The 22,478-nt window shown below is 56.7% G+C and carries 24 protein-coding genes; all 24 read left to right on the forward strand.

All coding sequences use genetic code 11. From position 1 onward, the window contains the following. Positions 1–186: 186 nt before the first annotated feature. Positions 187–582, forward strand: a complete 396-nt coding sequence (locus AC0CW1_RS00705; RefSeq protein WP_488181234.1) for a hypothetical protein — start codon at positions 187–189, stop codon at positions 580–582. Further along, complete coding sequence (locus AC0CW1_RS00710) at positions 582–1,772, forward strand: DUF2800 domain-containing protein (RefSeq protein WP_488181235.1); 1,191 nt, start codon at positions 582–584, stop codon at positions 1,770–1,772. The genes AC0CW1_RS00705 and AC0CW1_RS00710 overlap by 1 nt, the downstream gene beginning before the upstream one ends. A gap of 23 nt (positions 1,773–1,795) precedes the next feature. After that, the gene (locus tag AC0CW1_RS00715; RefSeq protein WP_488181236.1) at positions 1,796–2,353 is read left to right on the forward strand and encodes a DUF2815 family protein; all 558 of its coding nucleotides are present in this window, start codon (positions 1,796–1,798) and stop codon (positions 2,351–2,353) included. A gap of 205 nt (positions 2,354–2,558) precedes the next feature. Then, positions 2,559–4,508, forward strand: a complete 1,950-nt coding sequence (locus tag AC0CW1_RS00720; protein WP_488181299.1) for a DNA polymerase — start codon at positions 2,559–2,561, stop codon at positions 4,506–4,508. 4 nt (positions 4,509–4,512) lie between these two features. Beyond that, entirely contained in the window at positions 4,513–4,746 is a 234-nt protein-coding gene (locus tag AC0CW1_RS00725) for a hypothetical protein (protein ID WP_488181237.1), read from the forward strand. Further along, on the forward strand, positions 4,739–5,056 hold the full coding sequence (locus AC0CW1_RS00730; protein ID WP_488181238.1) for a putative metallopeptidase: 318 nt from the start codon (positions 4,739–4,741) through the stop codon (positions 5,054–5,056). Before AC0CW1_RS00725 ends, AC0CW1_RS00730 begins: the two co-directional genes overlap by 8 nt. A gap of 21 nt (positions 5,057–5,077) precedes the next feature. Further along, on the forward strand, positions 5,078–7,459 hold the full coding sequence (locus tag AC0CW1_RS00735; protein WP_488181239.1) for a DNA primase family protein: 2,382 nt from the start codon (positions 5,078–5,080) through the stop codon (positions 7,457–7,459). Between the two features lie 342 nt (positions 7,460–7,801). Next, positions 7,802–8,374 (forward strand): PDDEXK family nuclease, encoded by a 573-nt coding sequence (locus AC0CW1_RS00740; RefSeq protein ID WP_488181240.1) that lies wholly within the window; start codon positions 7,802–7,804, stop codon positions 8,372–8,374. Further along, positions 8,364–9,731, forward strand: a complete 1,368-nt coding sequence (locus tag AC0CW1_RS00745; protein WP_488181241.1) for an SNF2-related protein — start codon at positions 8,364–8,366, stop codon at positions 9,729–9,731. Before AC0CW1_RS00740 ends, AC0CW1_RS00745 begins: the two co-directional genes overlap by 11 nt. Then, positions 9,728–10,120, forward strand: coding sequence for a sigma factor-like helix-turn-helix DNA-binding protein (locus AC0CW1_RS00750; RefSeq protein WP_488181242.1), 393 nt, complete (start codon positions 9,728–9,730; stop codon positions 10,118–10,120). Before AC0CW1_RS00745 ends, AC0CW1_RS00750 begins: the two co-directional genes overlap by 4 nt. Before the next feature lie 206 nt (positions 10,121–10,326). Beyond that, a complete protein-coding gene (locus AC0CW1_RS00755; protein ID WP_488181244.1) occupies positions 10,327–10,872 on the forward strand; it encodes a hypothetical protein in 546 nt (181 codons plus the stop codon). Beyond that, positions 10,808–12,697, forward strand: a complete 1,890-nt coding sequence (locus tag AC0CW1_RS00760) for a phage terminase large subunit family protein (RefSeq protein WP_488181245.1) — start codon at positions 10,808–10,810, stop codon at positions 12,695–12,697. Before AC0CW1_RS00755 ends, AC0CW1_RS00760 begins: the two co-directional genes overlap by 65 nt. Then, positions 12,694–12,894 (forward strand): DUF6148 family protein, encoded by a 201-nt coding sequence (locus AC0CW1_RS00765; protein WP_488181246.1) that lies wholly within the window; start codon positions 12,694–12,696, stop codon positions 12,892–12,894. The genes AC0CW1_RS00760 and AC0CW1_RS00765 overlap by 4 nt, the downstream gene beginning before the upstream one ends. A 14-nt stretch (positions 12,895–12,908) precedes the next feature. Continuing rightward, positions 12,909–14,414 carry a phage portal protein gene (locus AC0CW1_RS00770; RefSeq protein WP_488181247.1) on the forward strand — a complete coding sequence of 502 codons (1,506 nt, stop codon included), beginning with the start codon at positions 12,909–12,911 and terminating at the stop codon, positions 14,412–14,414. Then, entirely contained in the window at positions 14,365–16,254 is a 1,890-nt protein-coding gene (locus AC0CW1_RS00775; protein WP_488181248.1) for a prohead protease/major capsid protein fusion protein, read from the forward strand. The genes AC0CW1_RS00770 and AC0CW1_RS00775 overlap by 50 nt, the downstream gene beginning before the upstream one ends. 47 nt (positions 16,255–16,301) lie before the next feature. After that, entirely contained in the window at positions 16,302–16,631 is a 330-nt protein-coding gene (locus AC0CW1_RS00780; protein ID WP_488181249.1) for a DUF2190 family protein, read from the forward strand. A 4-nt stretch (positions 16,632–16,635) separates the two neighbouring features. Continuing rightward, complete coding sequence (locus AC0CW1_RS00785; protein WP_488181250.1) at positions 16,636–16,950, forward strand: hypothetical protein; 315 nt, start codon at positions 16,636–16,638, stop codon at positions 16,948–16,950. Further along, positions 16,947–17,513, forward strand: a complete 567-nt coding sequence (locus tag AC0CW1_RS00790) for a phage tail protein (RefSeq protein WP_488181251.1) — start codon at positions 16,947–16,949, stop codon at positions 17,511–17,513. Before AC0CW1_RS00785 ends, AC0CW1_RS00790 begins: the two co-directional genes overlap by 4 nt. Continuing rightward, positions 17,510–17,968: a hypothetical protein gene (locus AC0CW1_RS00795; protein ID WP_488181252.1), complete on the forward strand. Its 459-nt coding sequence runs from the start codon at positions 17,510–17,512 to the stop codon at positions 17,966–17,968. The genes AC0CW1_RS00790 and AC0CW1_RS00795 overlap by 4 nt, the downstream gene beginning before the upstream one ends. Continuing rightward, positions 17,969–19,153, forward strand: coding sequence for a phage tail sheath family protein (locus tag AC0CW1_RS00800; RefSeq protein ID WP_488181253.1), 1,185 nt, complete (start codon positions 17,969–17,971; stop codon positions 19,151–19,153). A gap of 13 nt (positions 19,154–19,166) precedes the next feature. After that, on the forward strand, positions 19,167–19,685 hold the full coding sequence (locus tag AC0CW1_RS00805) for a phage major tail tube protein (protein WP_488181254.1): 519 nt from the start codon (positions 19,167–19,169) through the stop codon (positions 19,683–19,685). 73 nt (positions 19,686–19,758) lie between these two features. Next, entirely contained in the window at positions 19,759–20,040 is a 282-nt protein-coding gene (locus tag AC0CW1_RS00810) for a phage tail assembly protein (protein WP_488181255.1), read from the forward strand. A gap of 147 nt (positions 20,041–20,187) precedes the next feature. Further along, positions 20,188–22,284, forward strand: coding sequence for a phage tail tape measure protein (locus AC0CW1_RS00815; RefSeq protein WP_488181256.1), 2,097 nt, complete (start codon positions 20,188–20,190; stop codon positions 22,282–22,284). Beyond that, positions 22,277–22,477: a tail protein X gene (locus AC0CW1_RS00820; protein WP_488181257.1), complete on the forward strand. Its 201-nt coding sequence runs from the start codon at positions 22,277–22,279 to the stop codon at positions 22,475–22,477. Before AC0CW1_RS00815 ends, AC0CW1_RS00820 begins: the two co-directional genes overlap by 8 nt. Position 22,478: the final 1 nt, after the last annotated feature.

The raw sequence follows: 22,478 nt of genomic DNA on the forward strand, positions 1-22,478 counted from the left end.
CAAAAAAATGCGTTTGTCGCCTACAGTATAGCACACCAACCAACTAAGGGGGATACCATCGTGTGGTGCTGCCCCTGGGATTGTCCCAACCTCGAAATGTATGGCCCGAATTGCCCCCCCGTCATACTGCCACACCAACCCTGCCCACACGCGGTATGGGTGGATAAAGAAGAGGAGGAAGAAGACTTGAACATCACCGTCAACATCAACGCACCTGAACTGGCCGGAGCCATCACGGCGCTGGCCAACTCCCTGGCTCTGTTCAAAGCTGAGCCTATCACCGCACCCGCTGCGGTCACTGCTCCGGCCACCGTCACCAAACCCGAACCGAAAAAAGCCGAAGACCCGAAACCGGCTGCTGAAGCCAAGCCCGAACCGGCTCCAGCCGCCGCTGCACCCGAAAAAGCCGCCGAGTCCCCCACCTACACCTTGGAACAGGTCCGGGCGAAACTGACCGAGTTGTCCCAGGGCGGGAAGCAAAAACAAGTCAAGGCGCTGATCACCAAGTACGGCGGACAAAAGCTGACCGACGTTCCGGCTGAAAAGTACGCCGCCATGATGGCCGAAGCCGAGGCCCTCTGATGGCCGCTGTAGCCGCAGAGGCCCCGAGAGCCCACGCCCTGCTGAGTGCGTCCGGCTCAAAGCGATGGCTCTCCTGCCCGCCCAGCGCCCGCCTGGAGGAGCAGTTCCCGGAATCGGAGAGCACCTATGCAGCGGAGGGCTCCTTCGCCCACACGATGGCCGAGTTGAACCTGGAGTTGTACCTCGGGCGAATCACTAAAGCCTCCTTCGACAAGAGCATGGAGATTCTACGGGCTGACGCCTTCTACTCCGAGGAGATGGCCGAACACGTTGAGACCTACATAACCATCGTCATCGAACGGATCAACACGGCCAGGGCAAAGACGCCTGACGCGGTCATTCTCCTGGAGGAGCGCCTCGATTTCTCCACCTGGGTTCCGGATGGCTTCGGCACCGGCGACGTGGTGATCATCGCGGACGGCGCCATCGAGGTCATTGACCTGAAATACGGGAAGGGCGTTCCGGTATCCGCAGAAGGCAACACGCAGATGCGACTGTACGGGGTCGGCGCCCTGAACCAGTACGGATGCCTGTATGACATCGAGAAGATCCGCATGACCATCGTCCAGCCCCGGCTGGACAGCGTATCGACCGACGAGATATCCGCCGAAGAACTGCTGAAATGGGCGGAAGAAGTGGTGATGCCCAAGGCCGCCCTGGCGATCGCCGGGGAAGGGGAGTTCTGCGCTGGCGACCACTGCCTGTTTTGCCGGGCGAAGGCGACCTGCCGGGCCAGGGCGGAAGCGAACCTCGAATTAGCCAAGTTTGACTTCCGGGATCCGCCGCTGCTGACCCATGAAGAGATCGGGCAAATCTTGGCCCAGGCCGAACAACTGGCCAAGTGGGCCAAGGACGTTCAGGACTACGCCCTCGACCAGGCGGAGAATCACGGCGTCAAGTTCCCCGGCTGGAAGTTGGTCGAAGGCCGGGCGAATCGAAAGTACACCGACAAAGAGGCCGTGGCCCAAACTCTGATCATTGAGGGATACCCAGAAGACAAGATTTACGAGCCCCGGGAGATCCTCGGCATCACCGCGATGGAGAAGGCCATCGGCAAGAAGAAGTTCGGTGAGCTGCTCAAAGACTACGTGGTTAAACCCGCTGGAAAGCCCACGCTCGTCCCCGAATCGGACAGGCGCCCGGAACTTTCGTCCGTGGCCGCCGCTGCGGCCGACTTCGCTGATAACTGAGAAGAGAAAAGGAGACATGATCAATGGCTGTCACTAACTCCGATACCAAAGTGGTCACCGGGAAAGTCCGTCTGAGCTACTGCCACCTGTTTGAGCCTCACGCTATCGATGAGGGCCAGGAAAAGAAATACTCCGTCTGCCTCTTGATTCCCAAGACCGACAAGGAGACCCTGCGCAAGATCAAAGCGGCCACCGACGCAGCCAAAGAGGCCGGCAAAAGCAAATGGGGCGGGAAGATCCCGGCAACGCTCAAAACGCCCCTGCGCGATGGGGACGAAGAGCGGCCCGATCAACCGGAATATGCCGGCCACTACTTCCTGAACGCAACATCCAAGACCAAGCCTGGCATCGTGGACGGGAAGCTCAATCCAATCATGGATTCCACCGAGGTGTACTCCGGCTGCTACGCTCGGGCCAGCATTAACTTTTACGCCTTCAACACTGCCGGGAATAAGGGCGTCGCCTGCGGGCTGAACCACATTCAAAAAATGGCCGACGGTGACTACCTCGGCGGCCGGAGCCGGGCCGAAGACGATTTTGAAGCACTGGAATCCGACGAAGAGGAAAGCTTCCTGGACTAGACATAACGGATTGAAAAAGGGAATTCGCAAGAGTCCCCTTTTCTCTCAGGTACAGGGGGTCAAATGAGTGAAATGGGAATGCCCAGATAACTGCCCAAAGATACCTGCCTACGGATATGACTGCCCGGACGACCTTTATCCGGATGAGCCCTGTCCGTTAGGAATCATCATCGAGGACGACAAAAGGCCCAAGAAAATAGCGTCCATTCTATCCATCGACATCGAGACGTACAGCAGCGTGGACATCAAGCAGTGCGGCGCCTACGCCTACGTGGACGCGCCTGACTTCGAGGTCCTGATATTCGGTTTCGCCTTCGACGACCAGCCTACGGATGCCATCGACCTGGCCAGCGGAGAGAAGATACCGGAATACATCATCGAGGCTCTCCATGACCCCAACGTTCTCAAATCCGCCTTCAACGCCAACTTCGAACGCACAGCATTGTCACGCCATTTCGGAATGCCCATGCCTGTCGAGCAGTGGCAGTGTACGATGGTGCACGCTCTGACCCTGGGCCTCCATGGGGGACTGGATGGAGTGGCCAAGGTCCTTAAGCTACAGGAGCAAAAGGACGCCAAGGGGAAGGCGCTGATCCGGTACTTCTGTAGCCCCTGCAAGCCGACAAAGGCAAACGGCATGAGGACGCGCAACCTGCCGCACCATGCCCCGGACAAGTGGGGCGACTTCCTTCGGTACTGCTGCCAGGACGTCTATGTCGAGCGGGCGATTCGCAAGAAGATGGTTCGCTTCCCCGTTCTGGAGTCCGAACAGCGCCTGTGGTATCTCGACCAGAAGATCAACGATGCCGGTATCCTCATCGACCCTAATCTCGTCACTCACGCGATCGCCTGTGACACCGCCCACCAAGAGCGGCTCATCGAAGAGGCTGTCCGGCTGTCCGGGCTCGATAACCCGCAGAGTGTTACTCAGCTAAAAGACTGGCTGCTGGAGGCTGAGGGGCTGGAGGTTGAGTCGCTCTCGAAGGAGACTGTCCCCGGGCTTATCAAGCAGGCCGAAAGTGCCGCCGTGAAGCGGGTTCTGGAACTGCGACAAGAGATGTCCAAGGCCAGCGTCAAGAAGTACAAGGCCATGGAGCGGGCCAAGTGTCGAGACAACCGGGTCCGCGGGCTGTTGCAGTTTTATGGCGCCTCCAGGACCGGTCGATGGGCTGGGCGTCTGGTACAGGTGCAGAACTTGCCGCAAAACAAGCTGAAAGACCTGGACACCGCCCGACAGCTACTGCTGGCCGGAGATTACGAAACGATTGACCTGCTTTTCGGCAGCGCTTCCAACGTCCTTTCTCAACTGACGCGCACCGCCTTCATTCCGTCTCCCGGTTGTCGCTTTATCGTGGCCGACTTTTCCGCGATTGAAGCCCGAGTGATTGCCTGGTTAGCCGGTGAGAAATGGCGCCTTGACGTATTCAACAGCCACGGCAAAATCTACGAGGCCAGCGCAAGTGCCATGTTCAAGGTTCCCATCGAGCAGATCACCAGGGGCAACCCACTTCGGCAGAAGGGGAAAATCGCGGAGCTGGCCCTCGGGTACGGTGGCAGCGTCGGCGCCCTGGTGTCGATGGGGGCGCTCAAGATGGGGCTGGAGGAAGAGGAACTACCTGGTCTAGTCAAGCTGTGGCGCAACGCCAACCCGAACATTACAAAGCTGTGGTGGGACGTAGAGCGGGCCGCCATGACGGCCGTCAGGGAGAAGCGGTCAGTCGAATTGCACCACGGAATCGTGTTCAGCCTCGAATCCGGGATGCTGTTCATTCGTCTCCCGTCTGGCCGCCGACTCGCCTACGTGAAGCCGCACATCGAGGCCGATGAGCGCTTCGGGAAAGACGGCCTGACCTACGAGGGTCAGGAGCAGGGGACAAAGCAATGGGGCCGGATCAAAACATATGGGCCGAAACTCGTCGAGAACATCGTCCAAGCCATATCCCGCGATTGTCTCGCCGAATCCATGCTGCGGCTGGACGAAGCGGGCTACGACATCCGGATGCACGTCCACGACGAAGTGGTCCTGGATGTGCCCCTGGGTGTCAGTTCAGTAGACGAGGTGGCGGAAATCATGGGCCAACCCATCGCCTGGGCGCCGGGTCTGCCGCTTCGGGCCGACGGCTTCGAGTGTAACTACTACCGGAAGGATGATTGAACGGATGGATGCCAAAGAGGTCCTGGAGGTAGCCAAAGAGCTTCGGGGCATGGTGGCCCGTAGCGCACATCCGGTATGGTCTTTCGTACAAATCACCGCCACGGTGGAGCAGATAAACGGACTGGCGGAACGTCTGGAACGGGCGGCGGGTGTTGCAGTAAACGAGGCTAAGGAGAAGTCGATCCCCAGAGAGGATATCGACTGGTTCCTGGCCACGGACGAGCAGGTCTGTGACTGAGACCTGGGAATGTCGAGACTGCCGCGCAACTTTCGAGCCGGTTCCGGAAGAGCTACAGCACCAGGACGGCCCCTGGATTGACGGTTTCGACTACATCATCACGATCAACGTGGACGTGTGGGAGAAGCTAACCGCGAAGCAGCGGAGCGCCCTCCTGGACCACGAGCTTTGCCACTGTAGCCTAAACGAGGACGGGAACTTCACGATCGTGGATCACGAAGTAACCGCCTTCCACGGGGAAATCGCCCGGAACGGGCTATGGATGGAAGACCTTCAGAAGGTCATCGATATTGTCGAGATGCTGGAGTAACGGCCAAGAGGGGTGACTGCTTTGAACCCAGGAAACGCATTCACACAGCTACATATCCGACATGACGGCCCGGTCACCATCGCCGTCGGGAAAAGCCGCAAGGAAACCGCCTGGAAAAACAAAGAGATGCTTTGGTCCGACCTGGTCAACCGGCTGCGGGAGACGACGCGGACCCGGGAGACGCTGGCTGAGTACCGTAAGCTGCCGAAACCGGAGCAGGACGCCATCAAGGACGTGGGCGGTTTCGTCGGCGGGGCGCTGAAAGGCGGCCGGCGCAAGGCGGACGCGGTGACCTGGCGCCATGTGCTGTACCTGGATGCCGACTATGTGAAAGGCGACCTGTGGGCCTCTGTCGAGATCATGCTGGGATGCGCCTGCGCGATGTACAGCACCCACAAGCACTGTCCAGAGGCCCCGCGGCTCCGCCTGGTCTTTCCCTTGGCCCGGCCCGTTACGCCCGATGAATACCCGGCGGTAGCCCGGCGTGTGGCCGCTGACCTCGGAATCGACTTCTTCGACGATACCACGTATGGGGTCCATCGCTTGATGTACTGGCCCAGCACATCCGCCGACGGAGAGTACGTGTTCCGCTTCATGGACGAGCCCTGGCTGGACCCAGACACCGTTCTGGCGCGTTATCCGGACTGGCGGGATAGCTCCTACTGGCCGGAATCATCGAGGGCGCAGCAGGAGCGAAAGAAGCTGGCCGACAAGCAAGGGGACCCGACAGAGAAACCGGGCATCGTCGGGGCGTTCTGCCGGACCTATACCGTTTCGGAGGCCATCGAGACGTTCCTGCCAGACATTTACGCACCTGTGGGAGATGGGCGCTATACCTATCTCCCCGGGTCATCATCCGGCGGGCTTGTCCTTTATGACAACGACACGTTCGCGTTTTCGCACCATGGCACGGACCCGATTGGCGGGAGGTTAGTCAACGCTTTTGACTTGGTTCGCCTGCATAAGTTCGGTGAATTAGATGATGGCGCTTCCCCGGAGTTAAGCGTTGATAAATTGCCGTCGTACAAGGCCATGTCTGCCTTCGCAGAAGGTGACAGCCGTGTGCAGGAGACACAGCGGCAAGAGCGACTTGCAGCCATAGAAGAGGACTTTAGCGGCGGGGAAGTTGATCCGAAGCGCCTCTTTTTTGACGGAAAGCGGTTTGTGCCGGCGTATATGGCGGAGTGGTTTCTGTCTCATCATCGGGCGTTCGTTATGAATGACGACCTGTACATCTACGAAGATGGCGTCTATGTCAATGGCGAACGAGTGTTTAAGGAAAAGGGCACATTGGCGCTTAATACGGAGTATCAAACGCGGAGGATCAACGAAGCGCTGGCGTATGTCAAAAATACGATTCCCTGTGTCACGGCCGAAGAGGCGGTGGCCAATTCGGAATATGTGAATGTGAAGAACGGTCTCTTGCGGTTGGATACGCTCGAATTGGTCCCCCATTCTCCGGATCTTTTGACTGTGACACAACTGCCTGTTTGCTATGACCCGGATGCGGACAGTTCTGCGTTTGACTCATTCTTACGCCAGGTGGTTCCGGAGGACTGCATTCCAATCATCGAAGAGATGGCTGGCTACTGCTTAATCCCGTCAATGAAATATGAAAAGGCCCTCATGCTTGTGGGGGAGGGCGGGAACGGCAAGGGCACACTGATCGCACTATTGACGAGCCTGTTGGGCGACCAAAACGTCTCGAATGTTTCCTTTCAGGACCTGGCGGAGAACCGGTTTGCGTCAGCAGAGTTGTTCGGGAAAATGGCCAACTTACACGCGGATATTCCGAGTAAAATCCTTGAAAACTCGTCACGTTTTAAGGAACTGGTATCCGGCGACATGATTCGGGCTGAAGAGAAGCACAAGCAGCCTTTTGCGTTTCGTAACCGGGCGAAATTGATTTTTAGCGCCAACGAACCTCCGGTTAGCAAAGACAACACGGAAGGCTTCTACCGACGTTTGCTAATGGTCCATTTTCCGAATAAGTTCACAGACAGGGCGCTTCGTGAACGCCTGTTTACACCGAATTGCCTCTCTGGCTTTTTGCTTCGGGCGCTGCAAGGCCTAAAACGGCTACAAGCGAATGAGGGATTCACCCGTTCAGAGACCGTTGAAAAAACGCTTACGGAGTATCGTGAACACGGAGACACCGTCTTCCGTTTCCTCGAGGAGCATTGTCTTTTTGAACCGGAAGCTATGACGGGAAAGCAGGAAGTATACGATGCCTACCGCAGTATGTGTCTCCGTTGGGGTAACCAGCCCATCAATCAGGCCAATTTTAACAGCCGGTTGTTGGTGTTACGACCCGATGTGAAAGAGTACAAAAAGACATCTCCGAGAAGGTGGCGCAACCTGAAACTGGTAAATGATACCGATTTTGAAGGTTATTTAGAGTAAATAGGGTGGACGGGTAGGGGTGGACGGGTTGCAAAAAGTGGACGGGGTGGACGGGGTGGACGGGTAACATTCCAATTCTAAAAACTTCAATTTTCAAGGAATTATCTCCAAAAACATCGTAAAGGTGGACGGAGTGGACGGGTAGGTGGACGGGTGGTGGGCGGGCGCAAACCCTTGCGGCTCTAGGAAGTGGACGGGGTGGACGACTTTTCTTTACCCTACGCACACGAGAAAAGAGAAAAATATTTAAAAATATAGGGGTATTTAAAAAGTTTAAAAGAATAGTTCGGCCAACCCGTCCACCCTGTCGACGCCGCGATTGAATCAGGGAGGGGACGAATCGTGAACAAGATAATCGACCAGGTGATGTGCGAATATTCAGGGCTGGAGAACGATATTCGCGAGGAATTGGATTGGTGGATCCGCGAGTACATACGACCAGCTAATTCCGAAAACCACGGGCACACCAGCTACGGGTTAAAACACCTTTTCCACTCGACTACAAAAATCTACGTCACCAATGATCAGTTCAAAGGCGCAATGCTGGTAAGCGGGTATCACCCTGTCGACCCAAAAGCGCTGAACTGGAATTATAAAATTCAAAACGTCCGCGTGAACCCCAAACACCAACCGGAAGCCATTTTGGAAAAGCGGTTCAGCCGAGAAATAAATAAGCGCGGCGGTCTTGCGTTAAAATTCGTTTCACCCGGCTGGGCCGGAGCCCCAGACAGAATCATCGTCTTGCCAGGCGGCCGGACAGTATTCGTTGAGATAAAAGCCTGGGGAGAGAAGCCGGAGCCGCTGCAAGTGAAACGCCACCGAGAACTGGAAGCGTTGGGGCATCAAGTGAGAGTCATTGATTCTGACGCCGAGATACAGGCATTCCTCGAGGAGTTTTTCCCCGATGAAATTTGAACCGCACCCCTATCAGGAATACGCGAGACAGAAAATCATTGACCAGCCAGAGGTCGGATTGTTCCTGGACATGGGAATGGGCAAGACGATCACCACGCTTACCGCGACAGCGGAGCTGATGCATGACTGGTTCGACGTGGTCAAGTGCCTCGTGATCGCCCCCTTGCGAGTGGCCGAAGACACATGGGCGAGGGAGGCCGAGAAGTGGCAGCACACCCAATACCTCAAAGTGGCCAAGGTGCTGGGGTCAGAACGACAGCGGATCCGGGCGTTAGAATCCAAAGCGGACATCTACGTCATCAACCGGGAGAACGTCGAGTGGCTGGTGGCGTACTACGGGAAAAAGTGGCCCTTTGACATGGTGGTCATCGATGAACTGTCATCGTTCAAATCGTCGAAGGCCCGGCGCTTCCGGGCGCTGCGGAAAGTGCGGCCACTGATTAAACGGATTGTGGGTCTGACCGGGACGCCGGCGCCCAACGGGCTCATCGACCTCTGGCCACAAATCTATCTCCTGGACCTCGGGGAACGGCTAGGCAAAACGGTCACCGGATACCGGGAGCGATACTTTCAGCCGGACAAGCGGAACCGGACCATCATCTACAGCTACAAGCCAAAGCCGGAGGCGGAACGGGCCATATACGAAAAGCTGGCTGACTTGTGCGTGTCGATGAGCGCAGACGACTGGCTGAAGCTGCCGGAGCGGATTGACCGGGAGATCACCATTCGGCTGCCGGAGGAGGCCCGGGAGAAATACGACCAGCTGGAGCGAGACCTACTTCTCCCGTTTGCCGACGCGGCCGGCGACGTCGTGGCGGACAGCGCAGCCATCCTGTCGAACAAGTTGTTGCAAATGGCCAACGGTGCCGTATACGACGAGAAGAAAGCCGTTCGCTGGATTCACGACGCAAAACTGGACGCGCTGGAGGACATCGTCGAGGCGGCCAACGGGAAACCAGTTTTGGTGTTCTACGCTTATCAGCATGACTTCGAGCGGTTGAAAGCGCGATACCCCAAGGCGAGGACCCTGGACACGTCGGCCGACATCGCCGAGTGGAATGCCGGAAAGATTCAACTGGCCCTGGGCCATCCCGCATCGATGGGCCACGGGCTAAACCTCCAAGCGGGCGGGAACATCATCGTCTGGTTCGGTCTAACCTGGTCCCTGGAACTCTACCAGCAGGCCAATGCCCGACTCCATCGGCAGGGGCAACTGAACGCGGTGATCATCCACCACCTGATTGCTGAGGGGACGGTGGATGAGGACGTGATGCGGGCCTTGAGAAACAAAGCGACTGGCCAGCACGAACTGCTGAGGGCAGTGAAAGCAAGGATTGAAAGGGTGATGGCGGCTTGACGAAAAAGGACCTGCAAGAGCATTACTGGTTGCAGCGATACATACAGCGGCTGGAGCAAAAGCTGGAGAAGCTGAGGGCCACGGCCGAGCGCCAGACCGCCCAAACGAAGAGTGAGCGTATGGGTAGCGGGGGCGCGTCGGACCGGGTAGGGAACGTCGTGGCGGACATCGTAACGGTAGAGAATGAAATCCAGGAGCAGATTCAGAAGTCGTACAGGTTATTGGCCAAGGTCGAGAAAGACATAGAGAAGTTACCACCACGAGAACGATACTTGATCCGGGCCAGGTACATCGACATGATGACCTGGGAGCAGATATGCGTGGATATGGACTATAGCTGGAAGCAGGTCCACCGTATCCATTCAGACGCATTAAAGCTCTTGGCCTGAAAAGATGACACACAATGACACACTATCCCGTGCTAATATGGTATCGAGCCAAGGAAGCGCAGGGGCACCCAAGCAATATGCTGGGTGCCTCTTGCTTTGGAAATTTATGGGTCCTTCCCCGGGGGTGGGGGAAGTGCGGGTCTAGTGATCCCCGAGATTTCACCCAGTGCAAAACTTTAAAACTGGGTAACAAGGTAACAAAAAGGGTGGTCACAGTGGACGACAACTACCGGGAGATAGATGGCAAGTTCTGCGTCTCAACCGGCGAACTTTGCAGCCAGCTAGACATAAGCCGAAAGACACTCGCCGAGTGGGCGGACAAAGGGTGCCCGAAGTTGGCTCGGGGTTGGTGGCCGCTGTGGGAGGTCTTACGGTGGCGGGGGCTTATCGGCGGCGGGAAGATTGCCGATGAGGGAGAAGCGGCGGAATCGTCCCTGGCGATCAAAAAGCTAAAGTACGAGGCGGAACTGAAAAAGCAAAAAGCCGAAGAGGCTGCATTTGAAAACGCGGTTGCCAGAGGAGAGTACGTCAAAAAAGAAGACGTCTCCGCTGAGTTGCAGCGTTTTTTTGTTGTGCTCAAGCGCTCTATGATGGGATACAGTCGCAGGATAGCGACGGAATTAGCCGCTTACGTGGATTCGATGACGGCCAGGAGGATTGAAAAGATGATTACGGAGTTGACCCTCAATGCCCTTGAACAACTCAGTATTGACGGGGTCTACCGGCCGCCGAAGAAAACGCCCAAAGGTTGAATGGCCGGATTGGCTACAAAAACCTTTACGGGCGCTGCAACCTCCTGAGCAGCTAACCGTCTCTGAGTGGGCGGATAAGTACCGAGTCCTGGACGTAAAGACATCGGCGGAGCCCGGCCCTTGGCGGACGGCACGAACGCCCTATCTGCAAGGGATCATGGACGCCTTCAACGACGTGGACATCGAAGAGATTATCTTCGTGAAGCCGACGCAGGTCGGCGGTACGGAGAGTCTGAATAACATGCTCGGCTATGTAGTCGCGCAAGACCCAAGCCCGACGCTGATTGTCTACCCGACGCTGGAACTCGCCGAGTACACCTCGAAAAACAGATTGCAACCCATGGTCAACTTGTGTCCGACGCTGAAAGAGAAATATCGGGAAGGCGAGAGCAAGGTCCTTGAACTGCAATATAACGGCATGTACATCGTTTTAGCTGGGGCCAACAGCCCGGCGTCGCTGGCATCCCGGCCGATTCGATACCTCTTCATGGATGAGGTGGACAAGTTCCCAAAAAGCGCCGGCAAAGAAGCCGATCCGAGAAGTCTGGCCCGTGAACGTACCAAGACCTTTCCGCACAACAAAAAAATCTTCCAGACGTCAACCCCGACAACAAAGGGCGGGCCAATCTGGCAGGAGTGGGAGGGAGCTGACGATCGGCGCCGGTGCTATGTGCCGTGTCCCCATTGTGGGCACTATCAAACCTTAAGGTTCAAACAGATAAAGTGGCCGAAGTCCGCGAAGCAGCCGGAGGAGGCTCAGGCCGCAGCGCATTATGAGTGTGAACAGTGCCGAGGAATTATAACGGACGGGCATAAGCCGACCATGCTTCGTGCCTGCCGGTGGAAGTCAGAGAGCAAAACCGGCACTCGCCGGACGGCCTTTCATCTCAACGCCCTGTATTCTCCTTGGGTTCGCTTCGGCGACGTCGCTTACGAGTTCTTGCGCTCCAAAGACTTTCCGGAGCTGCTCAAGAACTTTATCAACTCGTGGCTGGCTGAGCCGTGGGAGCAGACGGAGGTCCGGATGAACTCCGACCTCGTGCTAGAGCGGCAAAGCGAATTCGAAGAGGGAGTGGTCCCTGACGGCGCGCTGCTTTTAACGGGCGGCGTTGACGTGCAGAAGGACCACTTTTTCTATACCATCCGCGCCTGGGGAACATCGATGACCAGTTGGAACATTGCACACGGAAGGGCGGAAAGCTGGGATGACGTTGAGCATGTGATGAACTTGCCATATAAAGATCGTCACGGTAATGCCTATCAGGTCAACCTGTGCGGAGTAGACTCCGGCGCCCGGACGGACGAGGTTTACGACTTCATCGTCATCAACCAGGAATGGGCGGTGCCGGTGAAGGGTTCATCGAACCCACTCTTGTCGCGCTACAAGGTGAGCACCATCGACAAGGTCGACAGCAAGGCTTACGGCATGAAACTGTACATCGTTGACGGCAGCCAATACAAAGACATGATTGCCGGCCGCCTGAACAGACCGAACGGTCCCGGATCATGGATGGTCTTTGCTGAATGTGATCGTGAGTATGCCGAGCAAATCTGCTCGGAGGAAAAGGTCCTGGAGAAGCGAGGTGGCAGAGAGGTAGAGGTGTGGAAGCCGAAGGGCTCTCACACTGCAAACCACTTCCTGGATGCAGAAGTCTACGCTGCCCTCGCAGCGGACCTTCTTCATGTGCGCTACTTACAGACAGTTGGATCCCAAGAGCAGGAGCCGCCGCGACCGCAGCAGAAGCTTGAAGAAACGCAGCAAAGCGGGTTCCTCAAGTCGGCATCAGATTGGATATCACGGAAAGGTGGTGATTGGTTACGATGACGCCCCAAGAGCAGATGGAACAAATCAATAAGGCCATCAGCGCGATAGAATCTGGCGCCCAAGAATACCGGATTGGGAGTAGGTCTTTGAGACGTCCCGACCTCTCAATCTTGTACCAGGAACGGAGACGCCTTCAGCAACAACTCGCCCAAGAACAGGGGGCAGGCGTTTATGTCGCCGCCTTTGACCGGCGATGACAGGAGGGAACAGCTTGAATTGGCTGGATAGAGCGATATCCCTGATTAGTCCTGCCTGGGGATACCGCCGGGCAGCCTGGCGTGATGCACTACGAGGTTATGACGCTGGCGGAACGGACCGGCTAAATTCACGGTGGACCACCGTCAACGCCACGGCCGAACAGACAGATCAGGGCCAGCGGGACATCATCCGGGCTCGGGCCAGAGACTTAGAGCGCAACGCCGATATGGCGGAGAGCATCATCGGCGCCTTTGAGCGAAACGTCGTTGGCACAGGCATAAGGGCGCAGGCGAAAGTCCTGACACGGGACGGGGAAGAGGACGACGAACTCAACCGCCAGATCGAGGACCTGTGGGAGGAATGGCAGCGAGCCCGCAATTGTGACGTCGCCGGTCAGCAATCCTTTGTGGAAATGCAGCAGATGGCCGTCCGCCGCCTCTTCGTTGACGGCGGCATTATCTTCGTAAAGGCATACACCAACTTCGGGCTCTTGCCGTTCAGCTTGCAGGCCAGGGAGGTGGATGACCTTGACGGAACCATGACCAGCCTTCCCGGCGTAAGCGGCAACCGGGTCATCGGCGGGATCGAGTTCGATAAGTACAACCGGCCTGTAGCCTATTGGTTGAAGCAGTACACCCCAGACGGGTTCTGGACCGGCAAATCCGAACGGATCCCGGAGCAGCGTGTCATCTTTCTGTGGCGAAAAACAAGGCCCACGCAGATCCGTGAGATCTCTCCTCTGGCCAAGACGCTTTCGCGGGTACGCGATGTGAACGAGTTCATCGAAGCGGTTTCCGTGAAAGAACGGATCCTGGCTTGTCTTTCTGTGTTTATCACCAAGCAGGAACCGTCGAAAATGGGGCGCGGTGTGAACGTTGATCCGAAGAGTGAGTACCCGAAGCGCACGATGTCACCAGGGATGATCCATGAACTGCAACCGGGGGAGAGCATCCAGGCTGTTACTCCTTCCGGCCAGGCGAACAGCGCCAAGGAGTTCATCGGCATTGAGCAACGACTGGCCGGCAGTGGACAGGGCCTCAGCTATGAAGCTGTGGCACGTGACATGAGCCAGGTCAACTACAGCAGCGCCCGGCAAGGCTTGCTGGAGGACCAGCGTACCTATTCCATGTGGCAGCAGTTCATGATTGAACACCTCTGCCGGGAAGTGTATACCGAGTTTGTCATCTCCGCTGTGCTGTCTGGTCAACTGAATATCCCGGACTTCTGGAAGGACAAGCGGAGGTATCTCAAACACGTATGGATACCGCCGGGCTGGAGTTGGATCGACCCGTTGAAAGAGGTCAACGCCAACAAGATCGCGCTTAATACAGGCCAGGACACGTTGGCCAGAATTTGTGCAGAACGGGGTGAGGACTGGAGGGATGTCTTGCGGCAACGGGCTAAAGAGTTCGAGTTCGCCAAGTCGGTCGGTCTCGATGTCTCTATCTTAGTGGGAGGTGAGAAAGCGAGTGGGAAACCACAAACCCAAAACGGGGGTACAGCAGAACAGAACAATTGACCTAGCGGTCAGAGCGGTGAAAGCGGAGGAAAGGCGCGTCACCGTTTCTTTTTCGTCGGAATCGCCGGTCTCGCGATGGTACGGATTAGAGATTCTACAGCACGACGACGGTAACGTGAACATGGAGCGCCTGAACAACATTGGCGTCGCTCTGTTCAACCATGACCGGAAGTACGTGCTCGGCAAAATCGAGAACGCACGGCTCGCAGCTGACGAAAAGCGGGCTTATGCGGACATCGTCTTTGACAGCGATCCGGATGCGGACCGCATTTTCCAAAAGGTGAGCAGCGGGACGCTCAAAGGTGTGTCTGTCGGATATGCGGTGGATGTCTGGGAAGAGGTCGCGGCCGGGAAGACATCCAGCAACGGCCGATTCACCGGCCCGGCCTATGTCGCCGTAAAATGGACACCCATGGAAGTGTCGATCGTCTCGATTCCAGCCGACGATACAGTCGGCGTGGGGAGGCAAATGGAAGAACCTGATAACGAGGAGGAGAGAAACTTGCCCGGAGAAAACCAAACTGTTGTTCAACCCCCTGCCCCTGTCGTTGGCAACCCTGCCGAGCGTGACCAGTTGATCCAGGCGGAACGGCAGCGGGTTATCGATATCACGGCGCTGTGCCGGGAGTTCTCGATGGAGCCGGACGAATTCATCCAGTCCGGCGCCGGCTTGGACCAAGTCCGAGCCAAGGTCCTGGACAAGCTCAAGGCCGAACGGCAACCCTTGCCTGCCGGCGCCCCCTCGGATGTCCGTGTGACTGCCGAGGAAACCGATAAGTTCCGGAGCGCCGCGTCTGATGCGATCATGATGCGGGCTGGCTTCAACATCGAAAAGACGGCCGATGGCGCCCGCGATCTGCGCGGGATGAAGCTCCGGGATCTGGCTATCGAGTGCCTTGCCCGAAGCGGCCAGGGCAATGCCCATCGGCTGGACAGCGACGAACTTTTCCGGCGCGCCCTGACATCGGACAGCCAGTTCACCAGCATCCTGAACAATACGGTCAACAAGTCCATGGCCACCGCGTACCGATCCGCCAAGCCTACATATCAGGCCTGGACCGGGCGGGGCAGTAACCCTGATTTCAAGGCGACGACCCATTACCAGATCTCCGAGGCCGGCGAACTCGTGAAGATGACCCAGGCCGGCGAGTTCAAGTTCGACGAAATGTCTGACCAAGGGGTGAACAAGGCGGTCGCTACCTTCGGTCGCCAGTGGGGGATTACCCGCCAAGCGATGATCAACGATGACATCGGCGTGTTGACGCGGATCCCCGAGGCTTATGTCCGCGCGGCCGCCCGGGGCATCAACAAGCTGGTTTATAAGATGATCGGCGAGAACCCCGTGATCTACGATGGAACTCAACTGTTCCACGCCAATCATAAGAACATGGCAGCCAGCGGCGGCGCCATCGCCACGGCGACGGTGGGAGCCGGCCGGGAGGCAATGCGGAAACAGAAGAACCTGAGGGGGAAGGAAACCCTCAACATCGGACCGGCATTCCTGATCACACCGGCTTCGCTGGAGACGCAGGCGCAGCAGTTCCTGTGGTCCATCGCCGATCCCCAGAGCAACAACTCTGGAGTGGCCAACATCTTCCGTAACTCCTTAACCCATGTGGTCGATGCCGAACTCGATGACTACAGCGAGGATGCCTGGTACCTGGCGGCCGCCCCGGCTGATGTCGATACCGTTGAAGTAACCTACCTCAACGGAGACGATATGCCGAAGCTGGAAAGCCAAGTCGGGTTCGACTTCCTCGGCATGAAGTGGCGGATCTACATCGACTACGGCGTGACGGTCCTCGATTTCCGAGGCCTGTACAGAAACCCCGGCCAGTAAGCAGATAGCGCTTACTGGCCTTTCACTTGAAGAAGGAGGGAACACGATTGGCTAAGGGCACGTTTATTCAGGACGGCAAGGTCCTGGACTTCCCCAACAACACGGGCGCCGACATCGCGTACAGGGACGTTATCCCCGCCGGCGGCCGGATCCTGGTCGCCGGTGAAAACATCCCGAACGGCTCGACTGGATCAGCCCACGCCGTCGGTGTATGGGAACTGCCCGCCGACAACACGGCGGCCTTCGCGATGGGAGACGCCCTGTATTGGGATGACGAAAATCACAAGTTGACGAAGACTGCCGGCACGTTCGCTGCCGGGTTCGCTGCGGTGCCGAAGGCTCAGTCGGCGACCACCGCCATGGCGAAGATCGGTTAGGGCCATGTTCAGGGAGCAAATCAGACAGGACATCGCTCTCTTTTTGAACCTGGACGAATTTGCTGAAACCCATGTCATCAATGGCAAGGAAGTCAGCGCCATCGTGGACAATGACGTCCTGAAAACCCACGGCCTTAGTCGCCGCGGGTTCGATGGTGTTTACACAAGCGAATTGACCGTGTATCTCCGCTACGGCGACCTGCCCGAACGGCCGGTGGTAGGGGAATTGCTCCGTCTGGACAACAACCAATACCTAGTCACGGAATGCACCGAATCTGACGGCATTTTGACCCTCATTCTGGGGGCGAATGAGACGTGATTGTTCTCGACCCGAGCAAAAAAGCGCGAGTCCAGGCGCTGCTGAAAAACATCCCAGGCGGCGCGCCAAAGGCTATTTCCGCAGCCCTGAATCGCTCGATAGAGTCGGCCAGAACCGAGGCCGTGCGAAAGGTGACGGAACGATACCACATCCGAGCAAGAGATGTCCGGGACACGATTTCCCTTCGAAAGGCATCACCGGAACGGCTGCGGGCATCCGTTAAGTCGCGCGGCACAAGAAGGCCGATTATTCATTTCAAGGTTTCGCCGTCGTCGCCAAAAAAGAAGAAGCCGGCTGTCCTCCGGGTGGCAATTCTCAAAGAAGGCGGATTGAAGGATCTACCCAAAGCCTTTGTCGCGCGCGGAAGATCATCAGGCAATATCCATGTGCTGCAAAGGGTAGGTAAATCACGCTATCCGCTGCACATCAAATATGGTCCATCCGTACCCGAGATGCTTGGCCAGAAATACGTGCGCCGAATGGTCGAGGACAAAGCCCGGGAAATGCTCGATATTCGACTAGAACACGAGATCACCCGTCTGCTAGAAAGGGAAGGGAAATGACGCCAGTATTGCTCGTGAACTCGTTAAGGGACTTCCTGGTCCAGGTCGTCCATAACTATCGGCTGGAGACCAACAAGTCCGAACTGGCCAAGGAGCCCCAGGTGGCGGCCGGTTATCTGCCAACGAAACGGGCGAACGAAACGCCGGATCATCCCTTTGTTATCGTTCGACTCATCAAAGTGACGGATGACCAAGATGGTACGAAGGCGATGGTCAAAATCATTGCCGGCACTCGCTCCGAACACGCGCAAAACGGGTGGATGGATCCTGCCAACATCCTGGAGCGGATCCGCCAGGAACTGCTCAAACGGCACTCTCTGGCCGGAAAGTTTCGCATGGAGTTCCCGATCGAAATGGAGATGCCGGAGGATCAACCCTATCCGGAATGGGTTGGCTGGATGACGACGACCTGGACGATCCCTAAAATCATCCCCGAACTGGAGGAGGGATACTAATTGACGTATAGACACGGCGTTTTCATCACGGAGCTTCCGACATCGGTACTTCCCCCTGTAACCGCCACGGCGGGCCTCCCGGTGGTTATCGGAACCGCCCCGGGTAAAGAAGGAGCACCGGCGCCTGTGGGCAAACCGGTGCTTTGCTATTCCTATCAAGAGGCCGAAGACGCCTTCGGCTATGACGCGGACTGGTCCAAGTACACGCTCTGCGAGTTTATGTACTCTCAGTTCAAGCTGTACAAAGTGGCGCCTGTCGTCTTCATAAATGTCTACGACCGGAGCAAACATGAGAACCCTGAGGCGGTCACTGCCGACGAGATCGCGGCAGCTGCCCTTCTCGTTGATCAGGTTTTTCCGCGCTTTCTCCTGGTCCCCGGACTTCTACTGGCACCGGGGTGGTCGCAAAACCCGACCGTGGCCGCAGCCATCAAAGCAGCTTCCAAGGACATCAACGGTCATTTCAGGTGTACGTCTTTGGTCGATGTCCCCACGGCGGCTGTCAAAAAATACACCGATGTGGCCGCGTGGAAGACATCGAACACCTACACGGACGAGCGGCAGATTGTCTGCTGGCCAAAGGTTAAGCTGGGTGAGTTGCAGTTTCACCTGTCGACGCAGTTGGCCGGCATCATCGGCCGCACGGACGCCGATAACGGCGACATCCCCTATGTCAGCCCGTCAAATAAAGCGCTGCAAGCAAACGGCGCTTGCCTCGCCGACGAGACCGAGGTGTTCCTGGACACCAAACAGGCAGCGATGCTGAACGGCCAGGGTGTTGTGACTGCCCTCAATTTCATCGGCGGATGGAAGGCCTGGGGGAACCGCACGGGCTGCTATCCCGCAAACTCGGATCCTAAAGACGCCTTCATTCCTGTCCGGCGGATGCAGGACTGGATCGAGAACACCCTGGTCACGACCTTCTGGTCAAAGATTGACAACCCCATGAACCGGCGCTTGGTGGAATCCGTTGTCGATTCCGCGAATATCTGGTTCAACGGTCTCGCCGCCCGGGGCTTCATGCTTGGCGGCCGGGTGGAGTTTCTCCCCGAAGAGAACCCGACCACGAACCTCATGGATGGGAAAATGACTTTCCACGTATACCAGGCGGCGCCGGTCCCGGCCAAGGAAATTGAGTTCATCGTCGAATACGATGCCAATTACATGAAAGGCCTGTTCGGCTAAGGAGGTGGCCTGATTGAATGCCGTATCAGAGCGGCTAGTTTCTTTCCGTGTCTACGGAGAGGGAGAGGAATTCCAGGGGGTTGCTGACGTCGAGCTTCCCTCGATTGAGTATCTCTCCGACAAAATCAAAGGCGCGGGCATTGCGGGTGAAATCGATACCCCTATCTTCGGTCACTTCGGCCCCATGAGCTTAAAAATCAACTGGCGGACACTAGCCAAGCCTGCTGTATTCCTGGCGCGCCCCGGCGTTCACCAGTTGGAGTTCCGAGGTGCCACACAGGTCCAGGATGGCGGCACAGGGGATTATCGCATCAGCGCCACCAAAGTTGTGGTCCGGGCGATGTCCAAGAAGGTCAACATCGGCAAGCTCGACGTGGGCGCCAACACGGACACCAACAACGAGATGGAAGTCGTCTACATCAAGATCGTTCAGGACGGCCAGACGACGCTTGAAATTGACAAGCTGAATTATGTATGCGTCATCGATGGCGTCGATTACTTAAAAGATGTCCGCAATGCTCTTGGACTTTAGACCAGACAAAGCCCGCCGTAATAAACAGACACGGCGGGCTCCTCAATTCTTGAAAACAGGAAGGGGAAAGAAAATGGAATTCACTTTTTCCAAAGCCATCGTTTTTGAAGGAACGGAATACAAGGGAATCGCGCTCGACCTCGACACTCTCACTGGCCAGGACCTGATCAACGCCGAAAAAGAAACTCGGGCGCTGGGGGACAAGTCGCCGGTTCCCGAATTGTCGAAGATGCATTGCGCCGTTGTCGCGGCCAAAGTGGCCAGGGTCCCGGTTGACATGATTCTGTCTCTGCCGGCAAAAGACTTCGTGGCCATTACCCTGAGGGTGCAGAATTTTTTGCTCGATCAGGCGTAACCCCGAAATTACTACGGGACATTACGCTCCGTTTATCGGCTGAAACCTACACGCCTATCCCGTTCTGGCTATCACTCACACTGGCCGAACTGGATGAGTGGCTAGCCGACCTGGTGCGCATCCGGAAGGACAGGAGGTGATCCGTAATTGGCCAAGACGCATGAAATCGCGTTCGAACTGATTGGGAAAATCGGCTCAACTTTCAAGGGCATGTTTTCTGGCGCGGACGACAAGCTGTCCGACCTGAACCGGAAGATCTCGTCCTTGAAAGCGGAGACGCGCAACCTCGAAAAGGAGTTTAAGGCTGGTAAAATCACAACGCTGCAGTATGCAGAAGCGAATGCAAGACTGGCGCAGCAATTGGAGAAGGCGGAACGGGCGCAGACAAGGATTGCCAAAGCTACGGCCCTATCGAACAAAGCACAGGATATGAAGGAGTCAGCCAAAGATAAGGTTGCTACATACGCGGCTACTGGCGCCGCAGCCCTCGCCTTCCCTATCACCGAAGCAGTGAAGTTTGAGTCCGCAATGGCCGACGTGAAGAAGGTCGTGGAGTTCGATACCCCGGAACAGTTCAAGGCGATGAACAACGATATTTTGACCATGTCAAAGCGGATCCCGATGGTGCCCGGAGAAATCGCCAAAATTGTCGCTTCGTTCGGTCAGGCCGGCGTGGCGAAGGACCAGCTAACTGGCTTTACGGAAACAGCCGCCAAGATGGGCGTCGCCTTCGACATTACGGCAGAACAAGCCGGTCAGACGATGGCGCAGTGGAAGTCCGCGTTCCATATGAACCTAGAACAGGTTACGCGGTTGGCCGACCAGATCAACTACCTGGGAAATACCACGGCCGCCTCGGCTCCGAAGATATCCGAGGTCGTCCGCAGAATTGGCCCCCTGGGGGAAGTCGGCGGGACGACGGCGGCCCAAATTTCCGCCCTTGGCGCCACAATGGTTTCTGCGGGCATCGAGGAAGAGGTCGCGGCCACTGGCATTAAGAACCTGATCCTTGGCATGGTAGCCGGAGAAGGGGCCACAAAGAGCCAGGCAGAGGCGTTCCAGGCGCTCGGACTTGATGCCAAGAAAATGGCCATAACGATGCAAAAGGACGCCTCGGGCGCGATCCTAACGGTCATGCAGAAGCTTCAGGCATTGCCGAAATACAAGCAAGCCGCCGTTCTTTCGGATCTGTTTGGACAAGAATCCATCGGGGCAATCGCCCCCCTGTTGACCAACCTCGACGGGCTCCAAGAGAACCTAAAAAAAGTCGGGGATTCCACTCGGTATGCCGGAAGCATGCAGAAGGAATTTGAGGCACGCTCGAACACCACGGCGAACCAATTGGAACTGCTGAAAAACAGAGCCATTGCCGCAGGTGTTGGCTTTGGGAACACGCTACTTCCGCACCTCAACAGCGTGGCGGATAAGATTGCGGCATTAGCCGAAAAAGTAGAGCAGCTCTCCCAAAAGTATCCGAACTTGACCCAACTGGTCATTTACGGGACTATCGCCACGATCGGGTTTGGGCTAGCGGTAAATTTGTTACAATGGGGGTTTGCTTCGATCATTGGGCCAATCGCTACGTTTGCAAAATGGGTGGCGGAGTCGACGCTCTACCAAAAGGCGGCAGCCATAGCCACGGAGGCCTGGGCGGCGGCTCAATGGCTGTTCAACATTGCGATGGAAGCCAACCCGATCGGCATGATGATCGCCGGCGCAGTGGCACTCATTGCGATCGGATATGCGCTTTATGCGAACTGGGACGAAATCAAAGCCTTCTTCGTTGACTTCTGGAACGATCCTCTTGGAGCCCTCGACAAGTTTGCGAGTAAGGTTATGGAGAAAATCGGAAAGCTTGTCAGTTGGATCGGAGAAAAACTAGGGCTTGTTACACCGGAGGCCGCGGTTGGGGCTGGAGACTTCCGAGCCGTCGAAGTTGCGCATAACGCCAAAGGTGGCATTTATGACAAAGGCGCTTTCCTAACCACTTTTGCTGAAGAGAGCCCAGAAGCGGCCATCCCCCTAGATGGATCTCCTCGGGCGTTTTCCCTTTGGGCGCAGGCCGGCGAGGCGTTGGGTGTAAAACCAACGTCCGGCGGAGGGCAGATTGTTTATGCACCGAGCCATAGTTTTTACGGTGTGGAACCGAGCAAAGCCCAGCAGATTTTACGTCAAGACCAGGATGACTTTGCAAGTCGGTTCGGATCAATGATGCACCAAAACCGGAGGTTGTCCTATGGCTGAGTATGTGACCATCCAAGGCGAAACCTGGGACCTTATCGCTTTGCGTCAACTCGGCAGCGAAAGGTATATGACCGCACTTATCGAGGCCAATCTGGAGTACCGGGAGACGGTCTTTTTTTCAGCCGGAGTCAGACTGACCATTCCGACCGTCTCCACTCCAATTCCCTCAAAGCTTCCTCCTTGGAAGAGGTGAA

Source organism: Heliomicrobium sulfidophilum, from assembly GCF_057715735.1.

What these genes read in the sequence shown, in the direction of transcription:
- AC0CW1_RS00820 (WP_488181257.1), top strand. Translation starts at nt 22,277, where the DNA reads ATGGCTGAGTATGTGACCATCCAAGGCGAAACCTGGGACCTTATCGCT.
- AC0CW1_RS00765 (WP_488181246.1), top strand. Translation starts at nt 12,694, where the DNA reads ATGACGCCCCAAGAGCAGATGGAACAAATCAATAAGGCCATCAGCGCG.
- AC0CW1_RS00785 (WP_488181250.1), top strand. Translation starts at nt 16,636, where the DNA reads ATGTTCAGGGAGCAAATCAGACAGGACATCGCTCTCTTTTTGAACCTG.
- AC0CW1_RS00810 (WP_488181255.1), top strand. Translation starts at nt 19,759, where the DNA reads ATGGAATTCACTTTTTCCAAAGCCATCGTTTTTGAAGGAACGGAATAC.
- AC0CW1_RS00710 (WP_488181235.1), top strand. Translation starts at nt 582, where the DNA reads ATGGCCGCTGTAGCCGCAGAGGCCCCGAGAGCCCACGCCCTGCTGAGT.
- AC0CW1_RS00745 (WP_488181241.1), top strand. Translation starts at nt 8,364, where the DNA reads ATGAAATTTGAACCGCACCCCTATCAGGAATACGCGAGACAGAAAATC.
- AC0CW1_RS00795 (WP_488181252.1), top strand. Translation starts at nt 17,510, where the DNA reads ATGACGCCAGTATTGCTCGTGAACTCGTTAAGGGACTTCCTGGTCCAG.
- AC0CW1_RS00725 (WP_488181237.1), top strand. Translation starts at nt 4,513, where the DNA reads ATGGATGCCAAAGAGGTCCTGGAGGTAGCCAAAGAGCTTCGGGGCATG.
- AC0CW1_RS00715 (WP_488181236.1), top strand. Translation starts at nt 1,796, where the DNA reads ATGGCTGTCACTAACTCCGATACCAAAGTGGTCACCGGGAAAGTCCGT.
- AC0CW1_RS00760 (WP_488181245.1), top strand. Translation starts at nt 10,808, where the DNA reads ATGCCCTTGAACAACTCAGTATTGACGGGGTCTACCGGCCGCCGAAGA.